This window comes from Actinophytocola xinjiangensis (genome assembly GCF_001921215.1).
GTDB classification, from domain to species: Bacteria; Actinomycetota; Actinomycetes; order Mycobacteriales; family Pseudonocardiaceae; genus Actinophytocola; species Actinophytocola xinjiangensis.
In genome coordinates this window covers 60021-75409 of sequence record NZ_MSIF01000032.1, presented here as the reverse complement: position 1 = coordinate 75409, position 15389 = coordinate 60021, and the positions used below count along the sequence as shown (strand labels likewise).

The following is a 15389-nucleotide window of genomic DNA, read 5'->3' as shown; positions in this document are numbered from 1 at the left end:
TCGATCGGTCATTATTTCGGTCGGCGGCGGTTCGCGACGCCGGATGAGTCACGGAATGTGGGCTGGTTGGCGCTGTTCTCGTTCGGTGAGGCGTGGCACAACAATCATCACGCGTTCCCGAGGTCGGCGAGTCACGGTATGCGGTGGTGGGAGATCGACATCAGCGCGATGGTGATCGGCCTGCTGGAGAAGCTGGGCCTGGCCACGAACGTGATCCGGATCGACCGCGACCGCCAGGAACAGAAAGCCGTGGCCTGGGAGAAACTCGGCGGCGGCCGGCACGCCCGGTCCACACCGGACAAACCGTTGGCCCACCGCGCCCGCACCGCCACCGTCGGCATCGTCGACGTCGAGTAACTACACCCACCTCTCGCGGACGGAATGGTGATGAGCGCACAACAACTCCCTGCGGGCCTGGCCGACCTGTCCGACCGGGAACGCGAACGCCGCGTGACCGAGCTGGTGTGCGCCACCACCGCCGAACTCCTCGGCTGGGAGGCGACGGCGGTCGACCCCGCCCGACCCTTCCAGGACTACGGCTACAACTCCATGGCGGCCGTCGAGCTGACCAGGCTCCTGTCCGCCGCATCCGGCCTCGAACTGCCGCTGACCCTGCTGTTCGACTGCCCGACCCCCGCCGCCGTCACCCGGTTCCTGCTCACCGAACTGGGTTACGGCGACGCGGCCGCCACCGCCGCAGCGACCACCGGCCCGACCACCGGCGCCACCGCCGACGAGCCGATCGCCATCGTCGGGATGGCCTGCCGCTACCCCGGCGGCGTCACCTCACCCGAGGACCTGTGGACACTGGTCGACCAGGGCCGCGACGCCGTGTCGCCGTTCCCGACCGACCGGGGCTGGGACCTCGACACGCTGTTCGGGCCGGACGGCGCCGGGTCATCGGTCGCCCGGGGCGGCGGGTTCCTCGACGACGTCGCCGGGTTCGACGCCGGCTTCTTCGGCATCTCGCCCCGCGAGGCCGAGGCGATGGACCCGCAACACCGGCTGCTGCTGGAAACCGCCTGGCACGCCGTCGAGGACGCCGGCCTCGACCCGGCCGCCCTGCGCGGCTCGGCCACCGGCGTCTTCGTCGGTGTGTCCACACAGGACTACGCGTGGCTCGCCCGCTCCGGGCCGGAATCGCTGGCCGGCTACTGGGGGATCGGCACCGCCGGCTCGGTGGCCTCGGGCCGGCTGTCCTACACCTTCGGCCTGGAGGGCCCGGCGCTGACCGTCGACACCGCGTGCTCGTCGTCGCTGGTCGCGCTGCACCTGGCCGGCCAGTCGCTGCGGCGCGGCGAGTGCTCGCTGGCGCTGGTCGGCGGCGTCGCGGTCCTCGCGACCCCGGCGATGTTCGTCGAGTTCTCCCGCCAGGGCGGCCTGTCGCCCGACGGCCGGTGCCGCTCGTTCTCCGCCGCCGCCGACGGCACCGGCTGGGCCGAGGGCGTCGGGCTGCTCGTCGTCGAGCGGCTGGCCGACGCCCGCCGCAACGGCCACCGCGTGCTCGCCGTCGTCCGGGGCTCGGCGGTCAACCAGGACGGCGCGTCCAACGGCCTGACCGCGCCCAACGGGCCCTCCCAGCAGCGGGTGATCCGCGCCGCGCTCGCCGACGCCGGCCTCGAACCGTCCGATGTGGACGCACTGGAGGCGCACGGCACCGGCACCGTCCTCGGCGACCCGATCGAGGCGCAGGCCGTCCTCGCCACCTACGGCCGCGACCGCGACCGGCCGCTGTGGCTGGGCTCCCTGAAGTCCAACCTGGGCCACGCCCAGGCTGCCGCCGGGGTCGGCGGCATCATCAAGATGGTCGGCGCCCTGCGCCACGGCCGCCTCCCGGCCACCCTGCACGCCGACGACCCGACCACCAAGGTCGACTGGTCGACCGGGGCGGTGTCGCTGCTCACCGAGCCGGTCGACTGGCCGGCCGGCGACCGACCCCGCCGGGCCGCCGTCTCCGCGTTCGGGGTCGGCGGCACCAACGCCCACGTCATCATCGAGGAGCCAGAACCGGTGCCCGCCACCCCGGCCCCGGACCACGACGGCCCGCTCGCCTGGGTGCTCTCGGCCGCCGGCGAGGACGCGCTGGCCGCCACCGCCGCCGGCCTTCGCCCCGTCGCGGCCACCGCCCCGCCGGCCGACGTCGCCGCCGCGCTCGCCGCCCGGGCCCGCCACGAGCACCGGGCCGTGGTCGTCGGCAGCACCGCCGAGGACCTGCTCGCCGGGCTCGACGCGGTCCGCGCCGGGGACCGGGAGACCGTCGTGCGGGGCAGTGCCGGGCGGCCGGGCACGGTCGCGTTCGTGTTCCCCGGCCAGGGCGCCCAGTGGGCCGGTATGGCCCGCGAACTGCGCGCCGCCGCACCGGTGTTCGCCGCGGAGCTGCGGGCCTGCCGGCGCGCCCTGCGGTCCTATGTGGACTGGTCGTTGGACGACGTGCTGGGCGAGCTGCCCGGCGCGCCGTCGCTGGACCGGGTCGACGTGGTGCAGCCGGTGCTGTTCTCGGTGATGGTGTCGCTGGCCGCGCTGTGGCGCTCGTTCGGGGTCGAGCCGGACGTGGTCGTCGGGCACTCCCAGGGCGAGATCGCCGCCGCCTACGTCGCCGGCGGCCTGTGCCTCGACGACGCCGTGCGGATCGTCGCGCTGCGCAGCCAGGCCATCGCCGCCGAACTGGCCGGCCGGGGCGGGATGGCGTCGGTGACCCTGCCGGTCGCCGACCTCGAACCGCGCCTGGCGCGGTTCGGCGAGCGGATCTCGGTCGCCGCGATCAACGGGCCGGCGTCGGTGGTGGTGTCCGGTGAGCCGGCCGCCCTCGACGACCTGCTGGCCGAGTGCGCCGCCGACGGCGTGTGGGCCCGCCGCGTGCCGGTCGACTACGCCTCGCACTCCGCGCACGTCGACGCCGTGGAGGAGCGACTGGCCGAGGTCCTCGCCCCGGTCGAACCCCGGCCCGGCACGGTCGAGTTCGCCTCGACGGTCACCGGCGACACCCTGCCCACGACCGCCCTCGACGCCGCCTACTGGTTTCGCAACCTGCGCCGGACCGTGCGGTTCGACCAGGTCGTCGGCGGGCTGATCGCGCGCGGCGTCACGACCTTCGTCGAGATCAGCCCGCACCCCATCCTCACCGTGGCCGTCGAGCAGACCGTCGAGGCCGCCGGCTCCCCGGAGGTCACGGTCGCCGGGTCGCTGCGCCGCGACGAGGGCGGGCTGGCCGCGTTCGCCCGCTCGGTCGCCGCCGTGCACGCCACCGGGGTGCCGGTCGACTGGTCGGCCCTGCACGGCACGCGCGACCGGATCGACCTGCCCGGCTACCCGTTCCGGCACACCCGCCACTGGGTCACGCCGCGCGGCGGGGCCGGTGACCTCGGCGCCGCCGGCCTGCGTCCCGTCGGCCACCCGCTGCTCGCCGCCGCCGTGCCGACCGCCGGCGAACCGGGCTGGCTGCTCACCGGCCGGATCGGCCGGGGCACCCACCCGTGGACCGAGGACCACGCCGTGTTCGGCACGGTGCTGGTGGCCGGCACGGTGTTCGTCGACCTCGCGGCCACCGCCGCCCGGCACGTCGGCTGCGACGAGGTCGCCGAGTTGACCATCGAGGCGCCGCTGGTGCTGCCCGACGACGCCCCGGTCGCCCTCCAGGTCCGCGTCGGCGATCCGGACGCCGAGGGCCGCCGCCCGGTGTCGGTCCACAGCGAACACGGGGACGGCTGGCGGCGCCACGCCGCCGGCACCCTCGGTCCGGCCACCGGCGACCCGGACGACCCGCCGCTGGCCTGGCCGCCGCCCGGCGCGACCCCGGTCCCGGTCGAGGACCTGTACGCGCGGTTGGCGCGGCGCGGCTTCGACTACGGTCCGGCGTTCCAGGGCCTGCGGGCCGCGTGGCGGTCGGGCGAGGACGTCTACGCCGAGGTCAGCACCGACGGCACGGGTTTCGCCGTGCACCCCGCGTTGCTCGACGCCGCCTTCCACGCCTCGGTCGCCACGGCCGGCGACGGCGTGTTCCTGCCGTTCACCTGGACCGGGGTTCGGGTCACCGGCGCCGCGTCGGCCCTGCGCGTGCGGCTGACCAGCGCCGGCGACACGGCGTCGCTGACCGCCACCGACGAGTCCGGCGGCCCTGTCGTGTCGGTACGTGAGGTCGCCGTCCGCCCGGTGACCGAGGCCCAGCTCACCGCGCTGCGCCCGGCCACCGCCGACGCCCTGTTCCGTCTGGAGTGGACACCCGTGGAGCCCGGTCCACCGGCCAGGTTCACCGCCGTCACGGTCACTGGCACCGACCCGCGTGCCGTCGTGCACGACACGCTGGCCCGGCTGCGTGACCGGCTCGCCGGCGACCACGACCACCCGCTGGTCCTGCTCACCGGCGGCGACCTGGCCACCGCGCCGGTGTGGGGCCTGGTGCGCTCGGCCCAGTCCGAACACCCCGGCCGGTTCGTGCTGATCGACACCGACAGCGAGATCGACGCCGACCTGCTGGCAAGTTTGGTCGGCACCGGCGAACCCCAATTGTCCCTGCGCGAGGGCCGGCCGCACGCGGCCCGCCTGGTCCGCGCCCGCCCCGCCGCGAGCACCGCCGCCTGGGACCCCGACGGCACCGTGCTGATCACCGGCGGCACGGCCGGTATCGGCGCGCACGTCGCCCGCCACCTCGCCGAGCGGCACGGTGTCCGCCGGCTGCTGCTGGTCAGCCGCCGGGGCCCGGACACCGACGGGGTCGACGAGCTGACCGAGGAGCTCACCGCCGCCGGGGCCGAGGTCACCGTCGCCGCCTGCGACGCCGCCGACCGCGACGCGCTCGCCGCGCTGCTCGCCGATCACCGGGTCACCTCGGTGATCCACTCCGCCGGGGTCCTCGACGACGCCACCATCGACACCCTCACACCCGAGGCCGTCGACCGCGTCCTCGCCCCCAAGATCACCGCCGCGTGGAACCTGCACGAGCTGACCGGTGACCTCGACGCGTTCGTGCTGTTCTCCTCGGTCGCCGGCACGATCGGCGGCCCGGGCCAGGGGAACTACGCCGCCGGCAACGCCTACCTCGACGCGCTCGCCCGCCACCGCCGCGACCACGGCCTGCCGGCCACCTCGCTGGTGTGGGGCCTGTGGGGCGAGGCCGGCGACATGACCGCCCACCTGACCGGCACCGACCTCGGCCGGCTCACCGGCGGCGGTCTCGCCCCGATGTCCACACAGGACGGTCTGGCGCTGTTCGACGCCGCGCTGGCCCTCGGTGACCCGGTGGTGGTCACCGCCCGCCTCGACCCGGCCGCGCTGCGCGCCGGGGACGCCGTGCCGCCGCTGCTGTCCGCGCTCGTGCCGGCCTCCCGGGCGCCGGAGGCCAGCCTGCGGACCCGGTTCGCCGCGACCGAGGAACACGAACGCGCCGCGCTGGTGCTCGACACCGTCCTCGCCGAGGTCGCCGCGGTCCTCGGGCACGCCTCGGCCGACGCGGTCAACCCGGCGCGCGCGTTCAAGGAACTGGGTTTCGACTCGCTCGGCGCGGTGCGGCTGCGCAACCGGCTCGGCGCCGTCACCGGGCTGCGGCTGACCACCACGCTGGTGTTCGACCAGCCCAACCCGGCTGCGCTCGCCGCCCACCTGACCGAACGGCTCGCCGAACACGCCCAGGCGCCACCGGCGGCCGCGCGCGTGGCCGCCGAGCTGGACCGCCTCGCCGCCCTCCTGCCGTCCATCGTGGACGACGAGCGGCCGGCGGTGGCCGGCCGGCTGCGGGCGCTGCTCGACGCTCTGGACTCCGACCGCGCCCCCGGCGACGTCGATCTCGAGTCGGCCGGGGCGCAGGAGATGTTCGACCTCATCGACCGTGACCTGGGGGTGCGCTGACATGTCGGCCGAATCCGACAAGATTCTCGGCTACCTGAAGCGGGTGACCGCCGAGCTCCAGGAGACCCGCGCGAGGCTCGCGGACCTGGAGGCCAGGCGCGACGAGCCGATCGCCATCATCGGCATGGCCTGCCGCTACCCGGGCGGCGTGTCCAGCCCGGAGGACCTGTGGCGGCTGGTCGCCGAGGGCCGGGACGCGGTCAGCCCGTTCCCCACCGACCGAGGCTGGGACCTGGACACCCTCTACGACCCCGACCCGGACACCCCCGGCACCTGCTACACCCGCGAGGGCGGTTTCCTCGACGGCGCGGCGGAGTTCGACCAGGCGTTCTTCGGCATCGGGCCGCGTGAGGCGCAGGCCATGGACCCCCAGCAGCGGCTGCTGTTGCAGACCGCCTGGCACGCGGTGGAGTCCGCCGGCCTTGACCCGGCCGACCTGCGCGGCTCGGACACCGGCGTGTTCGCCGGGCTGATGTACTCCGACTACTCGTGGCTGACCCGCTCCGGCCCGCCGGAACTCGGCGGGCACTGGGGGATCGGCACCGCCGGGTCGGTCGCCTCCGGCCGGGTGGCCTACACGTTCGGGTTCGAGGGCCCGGCGCTGACCGTCGACACGGCGTGCTCGTCGTCGCTGGTGGCGATGCACCTGGCCAGCCGCGCGCTGCGCCGGGGCGAGTGCTCGCTGGCGCTGGCCGGCGGCGTGACGGTGCTGGCCACCCCGAGCGTGTTCGTCGAGTTCTCCCGCCAGCGCGGGCTGTCCCCCGACGGGCGGTGCAAGTCCTTCGCCGCGTCGGCCGACGGCACCGGCTGGGCGGAGGGCGTCGGCCTGCTGCTGCTGGAGCGGCTGTCGGACGCGCGCGCGGCCGGGCACCCGGTGCTGGCCGTGCTGCGCGGCTCGGCGGTCAACTCCGACGGCGCGTCCAACGGGCTCACCGCGCCGAACGGGACGGCCCAGCAGCGGGTGATCCGCGCCGCGCTGGCCGACGCCGGCCTGGTGGCGGCGGACGTGGACGTGGTGGAGGCGCACGGCACCGGCACGGCGCTGGGCGACCCGCTGGAGGCCGAGGCGCTGCTGGCCGCCTACGGCCGGCACCGCGACCGTCCACTGTGGCTCGGTTCGGTGAAGTCCAACCTGGGCCACACCCAGGCCGCGGCCGGGGTCGCCGGCGTGATCAAGATGGTGCAGGCGATGCGGCACGACCGGCTGCCGGCGACCCTGCACGTCGACGAGCCGTCGCCGAAGGTCGACTGGTCGGCCGGCCAGGTGTCGCTGCTGACGTCGGCCAGGCCGTGGCCGCGCGCCGCCACGCCCCGGCGCGCCGGGGTGTCGTCGTTCGGGATCAGCGGCACCAACGCGCACGTCATCCTGGAGGACGCGCCGCCCGCCGAGCCGGTGCCCGACCGGTGGCCGGCGGCGTGGGTGGTGTCGGCCAAGTCCCGGGAGGGCGTGCGGGACCAGGCGAGCTCGCTGGCCCCGGCGGTCGCCGGCCTCGGCGCGGGGGCCGTCGCGGCGGCGCTGGCCGGCCGGGCCCGGTTCGCCCACCGCGCGGTGGTCGTCGGCACGACACCGGCACGGCTGGAGTCCGGCCTGGCGGCGCTGGCCGCGGGGGAGCTGCCGGACAACGCGGTCCGCGGCCTGGCCGGGCGGCCGGGGAAGCTGGCGTACCTGTTCACCGGCCAGGGCGCGCAGCGGCCCGGCATGGGGGAGGAGCTGGCGGCCACCCACCCGGTGTTCGCCGACGCGTTCGCCGAGGTGTGCGAGGCGCTCGACGAGCACCTGGACGTGCCCCTGCGGACGGTGACGGCGACGGCCGAGGTGGACCGGACGCGGTACACCCAGCCGGCGCTGTTCGCGTTCGAGGTGGCGCTGTTCCGGCTGCTGTCGGCGTGGGGCCTGACCCCGGACGTCCTGATGGGACACTCGATCGGCGAGCTGGCCGCCGCCCACGTGGCGGGGGTGCTGTCGCTGCCCGACGCGGCCGCGCTGGTGTGCGCAAGGGGTGCCCTGATGGACGAGCTGCCCTCGGGCGGCGCCATGGTGGCGATCCAGGCGACCGAGGAGGAGGCCGCCGCCGACCTGCCGCCGACGGTCGCCGTGGCCGCCGTGAACGGCCCCCGGTCGGTGGTCCTGTCCGGCGTGGCGGCCGACGTCGAGGAGTGCACGCGGAGGTGGTCGGCGCTGGGGCGGCGCACCAAGGCGCTGCGGGTGAGCCACGCGTTCCACTCGCCGCTGCTGGACCCGATGCTGCCCGCGTTCACCGAGGTGGCGCAACGCCTGACCTACGCGGCGCCCACGATCCCGGTGGTCTCCCTGCACGAGGGCGACCTCACGACGCCCGCCCACTGGGTTCGCCACGTCCGCGAGCCGGTGCGGTTCCTGTCCGGGATCCGCACCCTGGCGGCCGAGGGCGTGACCAGCTACCTGGAGATCGGCCCGACCCCCGCGCTGACGGCGATGGCCCGCGAGTGCCTGCCGGACGGGCCCGCCGCCTCCCCGACCCTGGTCGCCGCCCAACGCGCCGACGTCGACGAGCCGACGGCGCTGCTCACCGCCCTGGCCGACCTCCACGTCAACGGCACCGACCTCGACTGGCACCGGGTGCTGTCCGTGCCACGTGCTCCCGCCGGTCTTCCCGGCTACGCCTTCGCCCGCCGCCGCCACTGGGTCGACGCCGTCCACGTTCCGGCACCGCGCGTCGCCCCCACCGCCCCCGACGTGGTGCGCGCCCAGGTCGCGGCGGTCCTCGGTCACGCCGACGTGTCCGAGGTGGATGCTGGGATGTCGTTGGCGGAGTTGGGGATTGATTCGATGGGGGCCGTTGAGTTGCACAAGCGGTTGGTTGAGGTGACGGGGGTGGAGTTGCCGCCGACGTTGTTGGTTGATCATCCGACTCCCGCTGGTATTTCTGCTGCGATTCGTGCGTTCGCGGAGCCTCCGGATGTGGTGCGCGCCCAGGTCGCGGCGGTCCTCGGTCACGCCGACGTGTCCGAGGTGGACTCCCAGATGTCGTTGGCGGAGTTGGGGATCGACTCGATGGGGGCCGTCGAACTGCACAAGCGGCTGGCGGAGGCGACCGGGGTCGAGCTGCCGCCGACCCTGCTGGTCGACCACCCGACCCCGGCCGGGATCTCCCAGGCCATCGCCGCCCTCGAACAGCCCCTCACCCGGCTCCTGCGCACCGCCCACGCCGACGGGCGGCTCGCCGAGGTCATCCCGGAACTCGCCGAGCACGCGCGCTACGCGCCGCTCGGCCGGGCGATCAGCGCCCCGCTGCTGGTCTCCACCGGCACCCCGGAACCCACCCTCGTCTGCGTGCCGTCGTTCCTCGCCGGGTCCGGGCCGCACCAGTTCGTGCGGTTCGCCGCCGGGTTCCAGCGGCGGCGGCGCACCGCCGCACTGACCCTGCCCGGCTTCGGCACCGGCGAACCGCTGCCCGCCACCTGGGACGACATCGTCGACCAGCTCGCCGCCGCCACCGCCAGCGCCGCCGCCGGGCGGCCGCACGTGCTCGTCGGGTACTCCATCGGCGGCGTGCTCGCCCACGCGGTCGCCGAGCGGACCAACCCGGCCGGCCTGGTGCTGGTCGACACCCTCGAACCCGACAGCGCCACCCGCGACCAGATCTTCGCCTGGGCCATGGGCACGATCCTCGGGCTCGTCGACGTCGAGGAGGACGCCGTCCTCGCCATGGGGGCCTACCTGGGGGCCTTCGAGAACTGGCGGCCCGGCACCACCGACACCCCGACGCTGCTGGTCCGCGCCACCCACGGCACCCACCCGGGCTGGGGGATCGCCGACCGCACGGTCGCGCTCGACTGCGACCACTTCCAGGTCATGGACAGCCACGCCGAGCACACCGCCCGCGCCGTGGAGAGCTGGCTCTCGAAGGGAATGCGATGACCACCGCCGACACCCCCGCCGACATCGTCATCGTGGGCGCCGGCCCCACCGGGCTCACCCTCGCCTGCCAACTGCTGCGCCGGGGCGTGCCGTGCACCGTCCTCGACGCCGCCGACGCGCCGAGCGACCGTTCCCGCGCCATCGGCGTGTCCGCCCGCTCCCTGGAGGTCCTCGACGAACTCGGCGCCGCCACCACCCTGGTCGAACGAGGTGTGCGGTGCACGGCGGCGGTGTTCTACTCCGCCGGCCGCGTCATCGGGCAGGTCACGCCGGCCGCCGCCCGGCACACCCGCTTCCCGTTCATGCTGGCCGTCCCGCAGTCGGCCACCGAGGTCGTGCTCGAACAGACGCTGCGCGACCTCGGTGGCACCGTCGAACGCGGCCACCGGGTCACCGGCCTGGACCAGGACCCCGACGGGGTCACGCTCACCGTCGACGGGCCGGGCGGCACCAGCACCCGCCGCGCCGGCTGGGTCGTCGGCGCCGACGGGTCGCACAGCACCGTCCGCGACCTCGCCGGCATCACCGTCACCGGCGGGCGCACCGACGAGATGTACGTCAACGTCGACGCCTACGTCGAGAACGGCCCGGGCAGCGGCGCCGGCCACTACCACTTCTCCCCGGGCGCCATGACCGTCATCGTCCCGCTGGCCGGCGGGCTGCACCGGGTCACCGCCATGGTCGACCCCGGCCAGGGCACCGGCGCGCTCACCGTCGAGGAGGTCGACACCCTCGTCGCCGCGCGGACCGGGCGGGGCATGCGGATCACCGGGCTGCGCAACCCCGGCTGGGGCATCGCGAAGGTCCGCATCAGCACCCACGTCGCCGACACCTTCCACCGGGGCCGCGTGCTGCTGGCCGGCGACGCCGCGCACACCTACGGCCCGGTCGGCGGCCAGGGCATGAACGGCGGCATCCAGGACGCGCACAACCTCGGCTGGAAACTCGCGTTCGCCGCCGCCGGCCGCGCCGGCCCCGGCCTGCTCGCCACCTACGACACCGAACGCCGCCCGGCAGCGCACAACGCCCTGCACCACGCCGCCACCCAGGCCAAGCTCGGCACCGTGCGGCCCGCGCCGGTGCGCGCGGTCCGCGACGCGGCCGTCCGCCTGCTCACCGCCACCGGCCTGCTCGACCGCAAGATGGCCCCCACCATCACCCAGCTCGACCTCGACTACGCCGGCAGCGCGGTCGTCACCAAGGGCGCGGGCAAACGGCTGCCCGACACCCCGGTCGCCGGCGGCACGATCCACGGGCTCGTGCGCCCCGACGCGCTCACCGTCCTGGTCCTCGACCCGCACCGCGCGGCCCCCGGCGCGCTGACCGACCTGGCCGACACCCTGCGCGAGGGCTTCGGCGACGCCGTGACCGTGGAACCGGTGTGGCGCACCAACGGCCACGACGTCGTCGACGGCGGCGGAGCCCTGCACGCCCACCTCGGCACCGGCAGCCCCCGGGTCTGCGTGGTCCGCCCGGACGGGCACGTCGGCCACCTCGGTGCCCTGACCGACACCGCCGCGCTGCGCGCCCACCTGCGCGCCGTGCTCGGCGACCCCGACCGGTCCCCGGCCGCCGGCCGGCCCGCCACCCGCGACCATGGAGCAGCGACGTGACCTCGACCCTGGAACCCACGACCCGCTCGGCGATCCCGAGAATGTCCGGCACACCGCTGCTCGGCCCGGTCGTGGAACTGCGCCGCGACCCGCTCGCCGCGCTGGAACGCGCCCGCCGCGACCACGGCGACGTGGTGCACGTCGTCGCCGGCCCGCCCGGCCTGCGGATGGCCTTCCACGCCGTGTTCCACCCCGACGCCGCCCACCACGTGCTGAGCGCGAACTCGGGCTACCGCAAGGACAACCTGCCCTGGCAGGAGATGCGCCAGATCCTCGGCGACGGCCTGGTCACCAGCCAGGACGAGAAGTGGTTGCGGCACCGGCGGATGGTCCAGCCGCTGTTCACCCCGCGCGCGGTCGACAACTACGCCGACCTGGTCAACGAGGAGGTGGCCTACACCGTCCGTTCGTGGTCGGGCGGCGCCGTCGTCGACCTGCACCGCGACCTGACCGCCCTGGTGTTGCAGGTGATCGGCCGCGTCCTGTTCGGCGACGACCTCACCGACGCCGTCGAGCCGGTGGCGCGCTGCCTGCCGATCGCCAGCCAGTACATCCTCACCCGCGGTTTCGCGCCGGTGCGCACGCCCCGGACCTGGCCGACGCCGGCCAACCGGCGGGCCGCCCGCGCCCAGCGCGACCTGTTCGACATGTGTGACCGGATCATCGGTCGCCGCCGCGCCGCCGGGCGCACCGGCAACGACCTGCTCGGGCTGCTGCTGGCGGCCAGCGACGGCGGGGTGCCGCTGACCGACGAGGAGGTCCGCGACCAGGTGCTGATCTTCGTGCTGTCCGGGCACGAGACGACCGGCGCGACCCTCACCTTCACCCTCGACCTGCTGGCCCGCCACCCCGAGCACCTGCGCCGCGTCCAGGAGGAGGTCGCCACGGTGCTCGGCGACCGGCCGGCCGAGTCGACCGACCTGCCGCGCCTGCCGTACACGACGATGGTGCTCAAGGAGTCGATGCGGCTCTACCCGTCGATCCCGTTCCTGTCCCGGCGCACCTCCACCGGCGACGTCATCGGGGGCCACGAGATCCCGCCGGGTTCGGACGTGTGGACCTCGCCGTGGGTCACCCACCGGCACCCGGAGTTCTGGGACCGCCCCGAGGTGTTCGACCCCGAGCGGTTCACCCCGGAGGCCGAGGCCGCGCGCCACCGGCACGCGTGGTTCCCCTTCGGCGGCGGGCCGCGCTCGTGCATCGGCCGGCACCTGGCGATGCTGGAGGCGACACTGATGCTGGTCGCCCTGGTCCGCCGCTACGACTTCGCCCCGACCCAGGAGCGCCTGGCGCTCAGCGCCGGCATCTCGCTGCGGCCCGCCGGTGAGGTCCGCACCAGGGTCGTCCCGAGGCGTTGAGCGCACACGAAAGGCGGGGCGCGTACGCCCCGCCTTTCGTCTGCGGGAACTCAGGTGGCCAGCGCGCCGGCCGGCGCGGCCGGCACCGTCCGTTGGGCACCGCGCGGGCGGGAGAAGCGGCGCATCAGCGGCATCTCCCAGTACCGGTACAGCGCGAACGCCGCCGCCTGGGACACCAGCATGAACGCCAGCACGATCGCGGTGGCGGTCCCCGGGTCGAACGTCGCCGTCTTGCCGAGCAGCTCACGCAGCGCGTACAGGATCGGGCCGTGCACCAGGTACAGCGCGAACGACGCGTTACCCAACGCCACCATCGCCGGTTTCGCCAACCAGCTGCGCCGGCCCTGGATGTCGACCATGGCGATCGTCGGGATCAGCAGGGCGCAGGGCAGTGCGAAGGCCGCGGCGAACAGGTAGGCCGGCGGGATCTGCGGCGAGGCGAACACCATCACCACCAGCGGGATCGCCGCGTACCGGACCTTGATGGTGAACCACTGGTTGGACTGGACCAGCCGCGCCAGCAGGATGCCCAGCACGAACTCCAGCAGCCGCACCGGCGGGAACGCGTACACCAGCCACATCTGCGCCTCCGGCAGCGGCGCCCATGCGGCGTAGTCCGGGCCGGTGAAGGCGTAGGTCGGCAGCGGGGCGAGCAGCACCAGCGCGGCGACCAGCCCGGTCCACAGCCACAGCCGGTTGTCCCGGATCTTCTTCACCAGCACCAGGATCACCGGGAACAGCAGGTAGAAGAACATCTCGGCGGAGATCGACCAGGCCGGCGAGTTCACCCCGGTGACGTGGCTGGCGTCGTAGAACCAGTTCTGCACCAGGAACAGGTTGGTCAGCGTCTCGGGCAGGTTCACCAGGTTGTCCTGGAACCCGTACACCGGTGACGGGCCGCCGGTCGCGACGAACGCGAACACCAGCAGCATCAGGCCGAAGGTGACGACGTGGTTGGGGAAGATCTTCCAGAACCGGCGGCGGTAGAACCGGGCCGTGGTGTCCCGCTCCGGCGCCGACCAGGTGAGGATGAACCCGCTGAGGATGAAGAACGACGACACGGCGATGATCGCCAGCGGTGCCATGATCGCCAGCGCGTCGGCGGTCGCGCCCGGTTCGAACAGCCGCGCCGAGTAGAAACCGTGCGCGGCGATCACCATGAATGCCAGGATGAACCGGTAGCCCGTTAAGGCGGGCAGGTTGACGGGCCCGCCCCGAAGTGTCTTCATGTGTCAGTCCTCATTTCGTCAAGACGGGTCAAAGAATCGTTCAAGGCAGGTCGGAAGAAAGCCGTGGCGGCGGCATCACGATATGCTAATGGCGGCCTAGCGCCTCGTCGTGGTGAGTGGCTCGACGGCCGCTCGAGAACGGCCGGTGGCGACCCGGGGCGTGGTTACCATCCGAGACCATGTCGTCCTATCTGGCACCGAACTGGGTTGACCGCAACCTGCTCAACCCACTGGCAACCTCACTCGGGATGGCGAGCACGCTCGCGGTCCGCACGCGGCGCACCGGCCGCACCCAGACCCTGCCGGTCAACGTCTTCGACCACGACGGCCGCGAGTACCTCGTGTCCGTGCGCGGGGAGTCCCAGTGGGTGCGCAACCTGCGCGCCGCCGGCACCTGTGAGCTGCGACGACGCGGCGCGACACGCACGTTGTCGGTACACGAGGTGCCGGCCGGCGAACGCGCGCCGATCGTCGAGGCCTACCGCCGGCGCTGGGCCTCGCAGGTGTCCCGGTTCTTCCGGGCACTGCCCGACCCGGCCGACCACCCGGTGTTCGTCCTGCGCGCGGCATGACGCTCTCGAAGGCCGCTACAAACGACGACGAGAAGCCTGGCCCGAATCCGCGAACCGGTGGATGCTCAAGCCCGCAGGGCCCGAGAACCGGTGGTGGCACAGGGGACCCGCGAAATCAATTCTAAGGAGCATCATGGCTACTACGGTGGTATTCGTTCACGGTGCATTCATCGCCGACAGCGCGTGGTGGTGGCACAAGGTCGGGAACCTGCTGAAGATGCGCGGAATCGAGAGCATTCCGGTCGACCTGCCCAGCTGTGGCGACAACGCCGCCCAGTGCACGCTCGCCGACGACGTCAACGCGGTGCGTGCGGCGATCGAGCGCGCCGACGGCCCGGTGATCCTGGTCGGCCACTCCTACGGCGGCATCGTCATCACCGAGGCCGCCGCCGACAACCCGAAGGTCGACCACCTCGTCTACATGAGCGCGGTCGTGCCGGACGGCACCTCGGTGCTGGAGGCCGACTTCACCAACCCCAACGACGTCCCCAAGTTCGACATCCGCCCGGACGGCACCGCCAGCGAGGGCGGCACCAAGACCGGGGTGATCACCGCGCTGCCGGACAAGGAACTGGCCGAGGGCGCCCTCAAGCGGCTGACCCGCCAGGCCATCCTGCCGTTCACCGAGGTGTCCAACGGCCGCGCCTGGGCCGACGTCCCGTCGACGTTCGTCGTCTGCACCCAGGACGAGGACATCCAGATCGACCGCCAGCGCGCCCACGCCGAGCGCTGCGGGCGCGTGGTGGACATCCCCACCAACCACTTCGCCCACCTGGAGCGCCCCGACCTGGTCACCGCGGTGCTGGTGAACATCGCCGAGGAGCAGCTCGCCCCCACCACGGCCGCCGCCGCGCGCGCCACCAGCTGAGAACGGA

7 protein-coding genes and 1 pseudogene are annotated in these 15389 nt (G+C 74.2%); 7 read left to right on the top strand and 1 reads right to left on the bottom strand.

Annotation, left to right across the window (positions count from 1 at the left end; genetic code table 11):
• The 5 genes and pseudogenes from BLA60_RS42755 to BLA60_RS37465 form a co-directional block, all read left to right on the top strand.
• On the top strand, positions 1–357 hold a 357-nt coding region (locus tag BLA60_RS42755), incomplete at its 5' end, for a fatty acid desaturase (RefSeq protein ID WP_211288730.1).
• Between the two features lie 45 nt (positions 358–402).
• A pseudogene (locus BLA60_RS37480) lies at positions 403–5841 on the top strand (SDR family NAD(P)-dependent oxidoreductase); the annotation flags it as partial.
• Positions 5822–9742 carry a type I polyketide synthase gene (locus BLA60_RS37475; protein WP_425427129.1) on the top strand — a complete coding sequence of 1307 codons (3921 nt, stop codon included), beginning with the start codon at positions 5822–5824 and terminating at the stop codon, positions 9740–9742. The pseudogene BLA60_RS37480 and the gene BLA60_RS37475, both read left to right, overlap by 20 nt.
• Positions 9739–11355, top strand: a complete 1617-nt coding sequence (locus tag BLA60_RS37470; RefSeq protein ID WP_075137826.1) for an FAD-dependent monooxygenase — start codon at positions 9739–9741, stop codon at positions 11353–11355. Before BLA60_RS37475 ends, BLA60_RS37470 begins: the two co-directional genes overlap by 4 nt.
• Complete coding sequence (locus BLA60_RS37465; protein WP_245812431.1) at positions 11352–12713, top strand: cytochrome P450; 1362 nt, start codon at positions 11352–11354, stop codon at positions 12711–12713. Before BLA60_RS37470 ends, BLA60_RS37465 begins: the two co-directional genes overlap by 4 nt.
• A gap of 50 nt (positions 12714–12763) precedes the next feature.
• Here BLA60_RS37465 and BLA60_RS37460 read toward each other — a convergent pair whose 3' ends face one another.
• Positions 12764–13942 (bottom strand): acyltransferase family protein, encoded by a 1179-nt coding sequence (locus tag BLA60_RS37460; protein ID WP_075137825.1) that lies wholly within the window; start codon positions 13940–13942, stop codon positions 12764–12766.
• Positions 13943–14121: 179 nt separating this feature from the next.
• Between BLA60_RS37460 and BLA60_RS37455 the strand changes: the two genes are divergently transcribed.
• Both BLA60_RS37455 and BLA60_RS37450 read left to right on the top strand, forming a co-directional pair.
• Positions 14122–14514, top strand: coding sequence for a nitroreductase family deazaflavin-dependent oxidoreductase (locus tag BLA60_RS37455; RefSeq protein ID WP_075137824.1), 393 nt, complete (start codon positions 14122–14124; stop codon positions 14512–14514).
• A 61-nt stretch (positions 14515–14575) separates the two neighbouring features.
• A complete protein-coding gene (locus BLA60_RS37450) occupies positions 14576–15382 on the top strand; it encodes an alpha/beta fold hydrolase (protein ID WP_084735939.1) in 807 nt (268 codons plus the stop codon).
• Positions 15383–15389 lie beyond the last annotated feature (7 nt).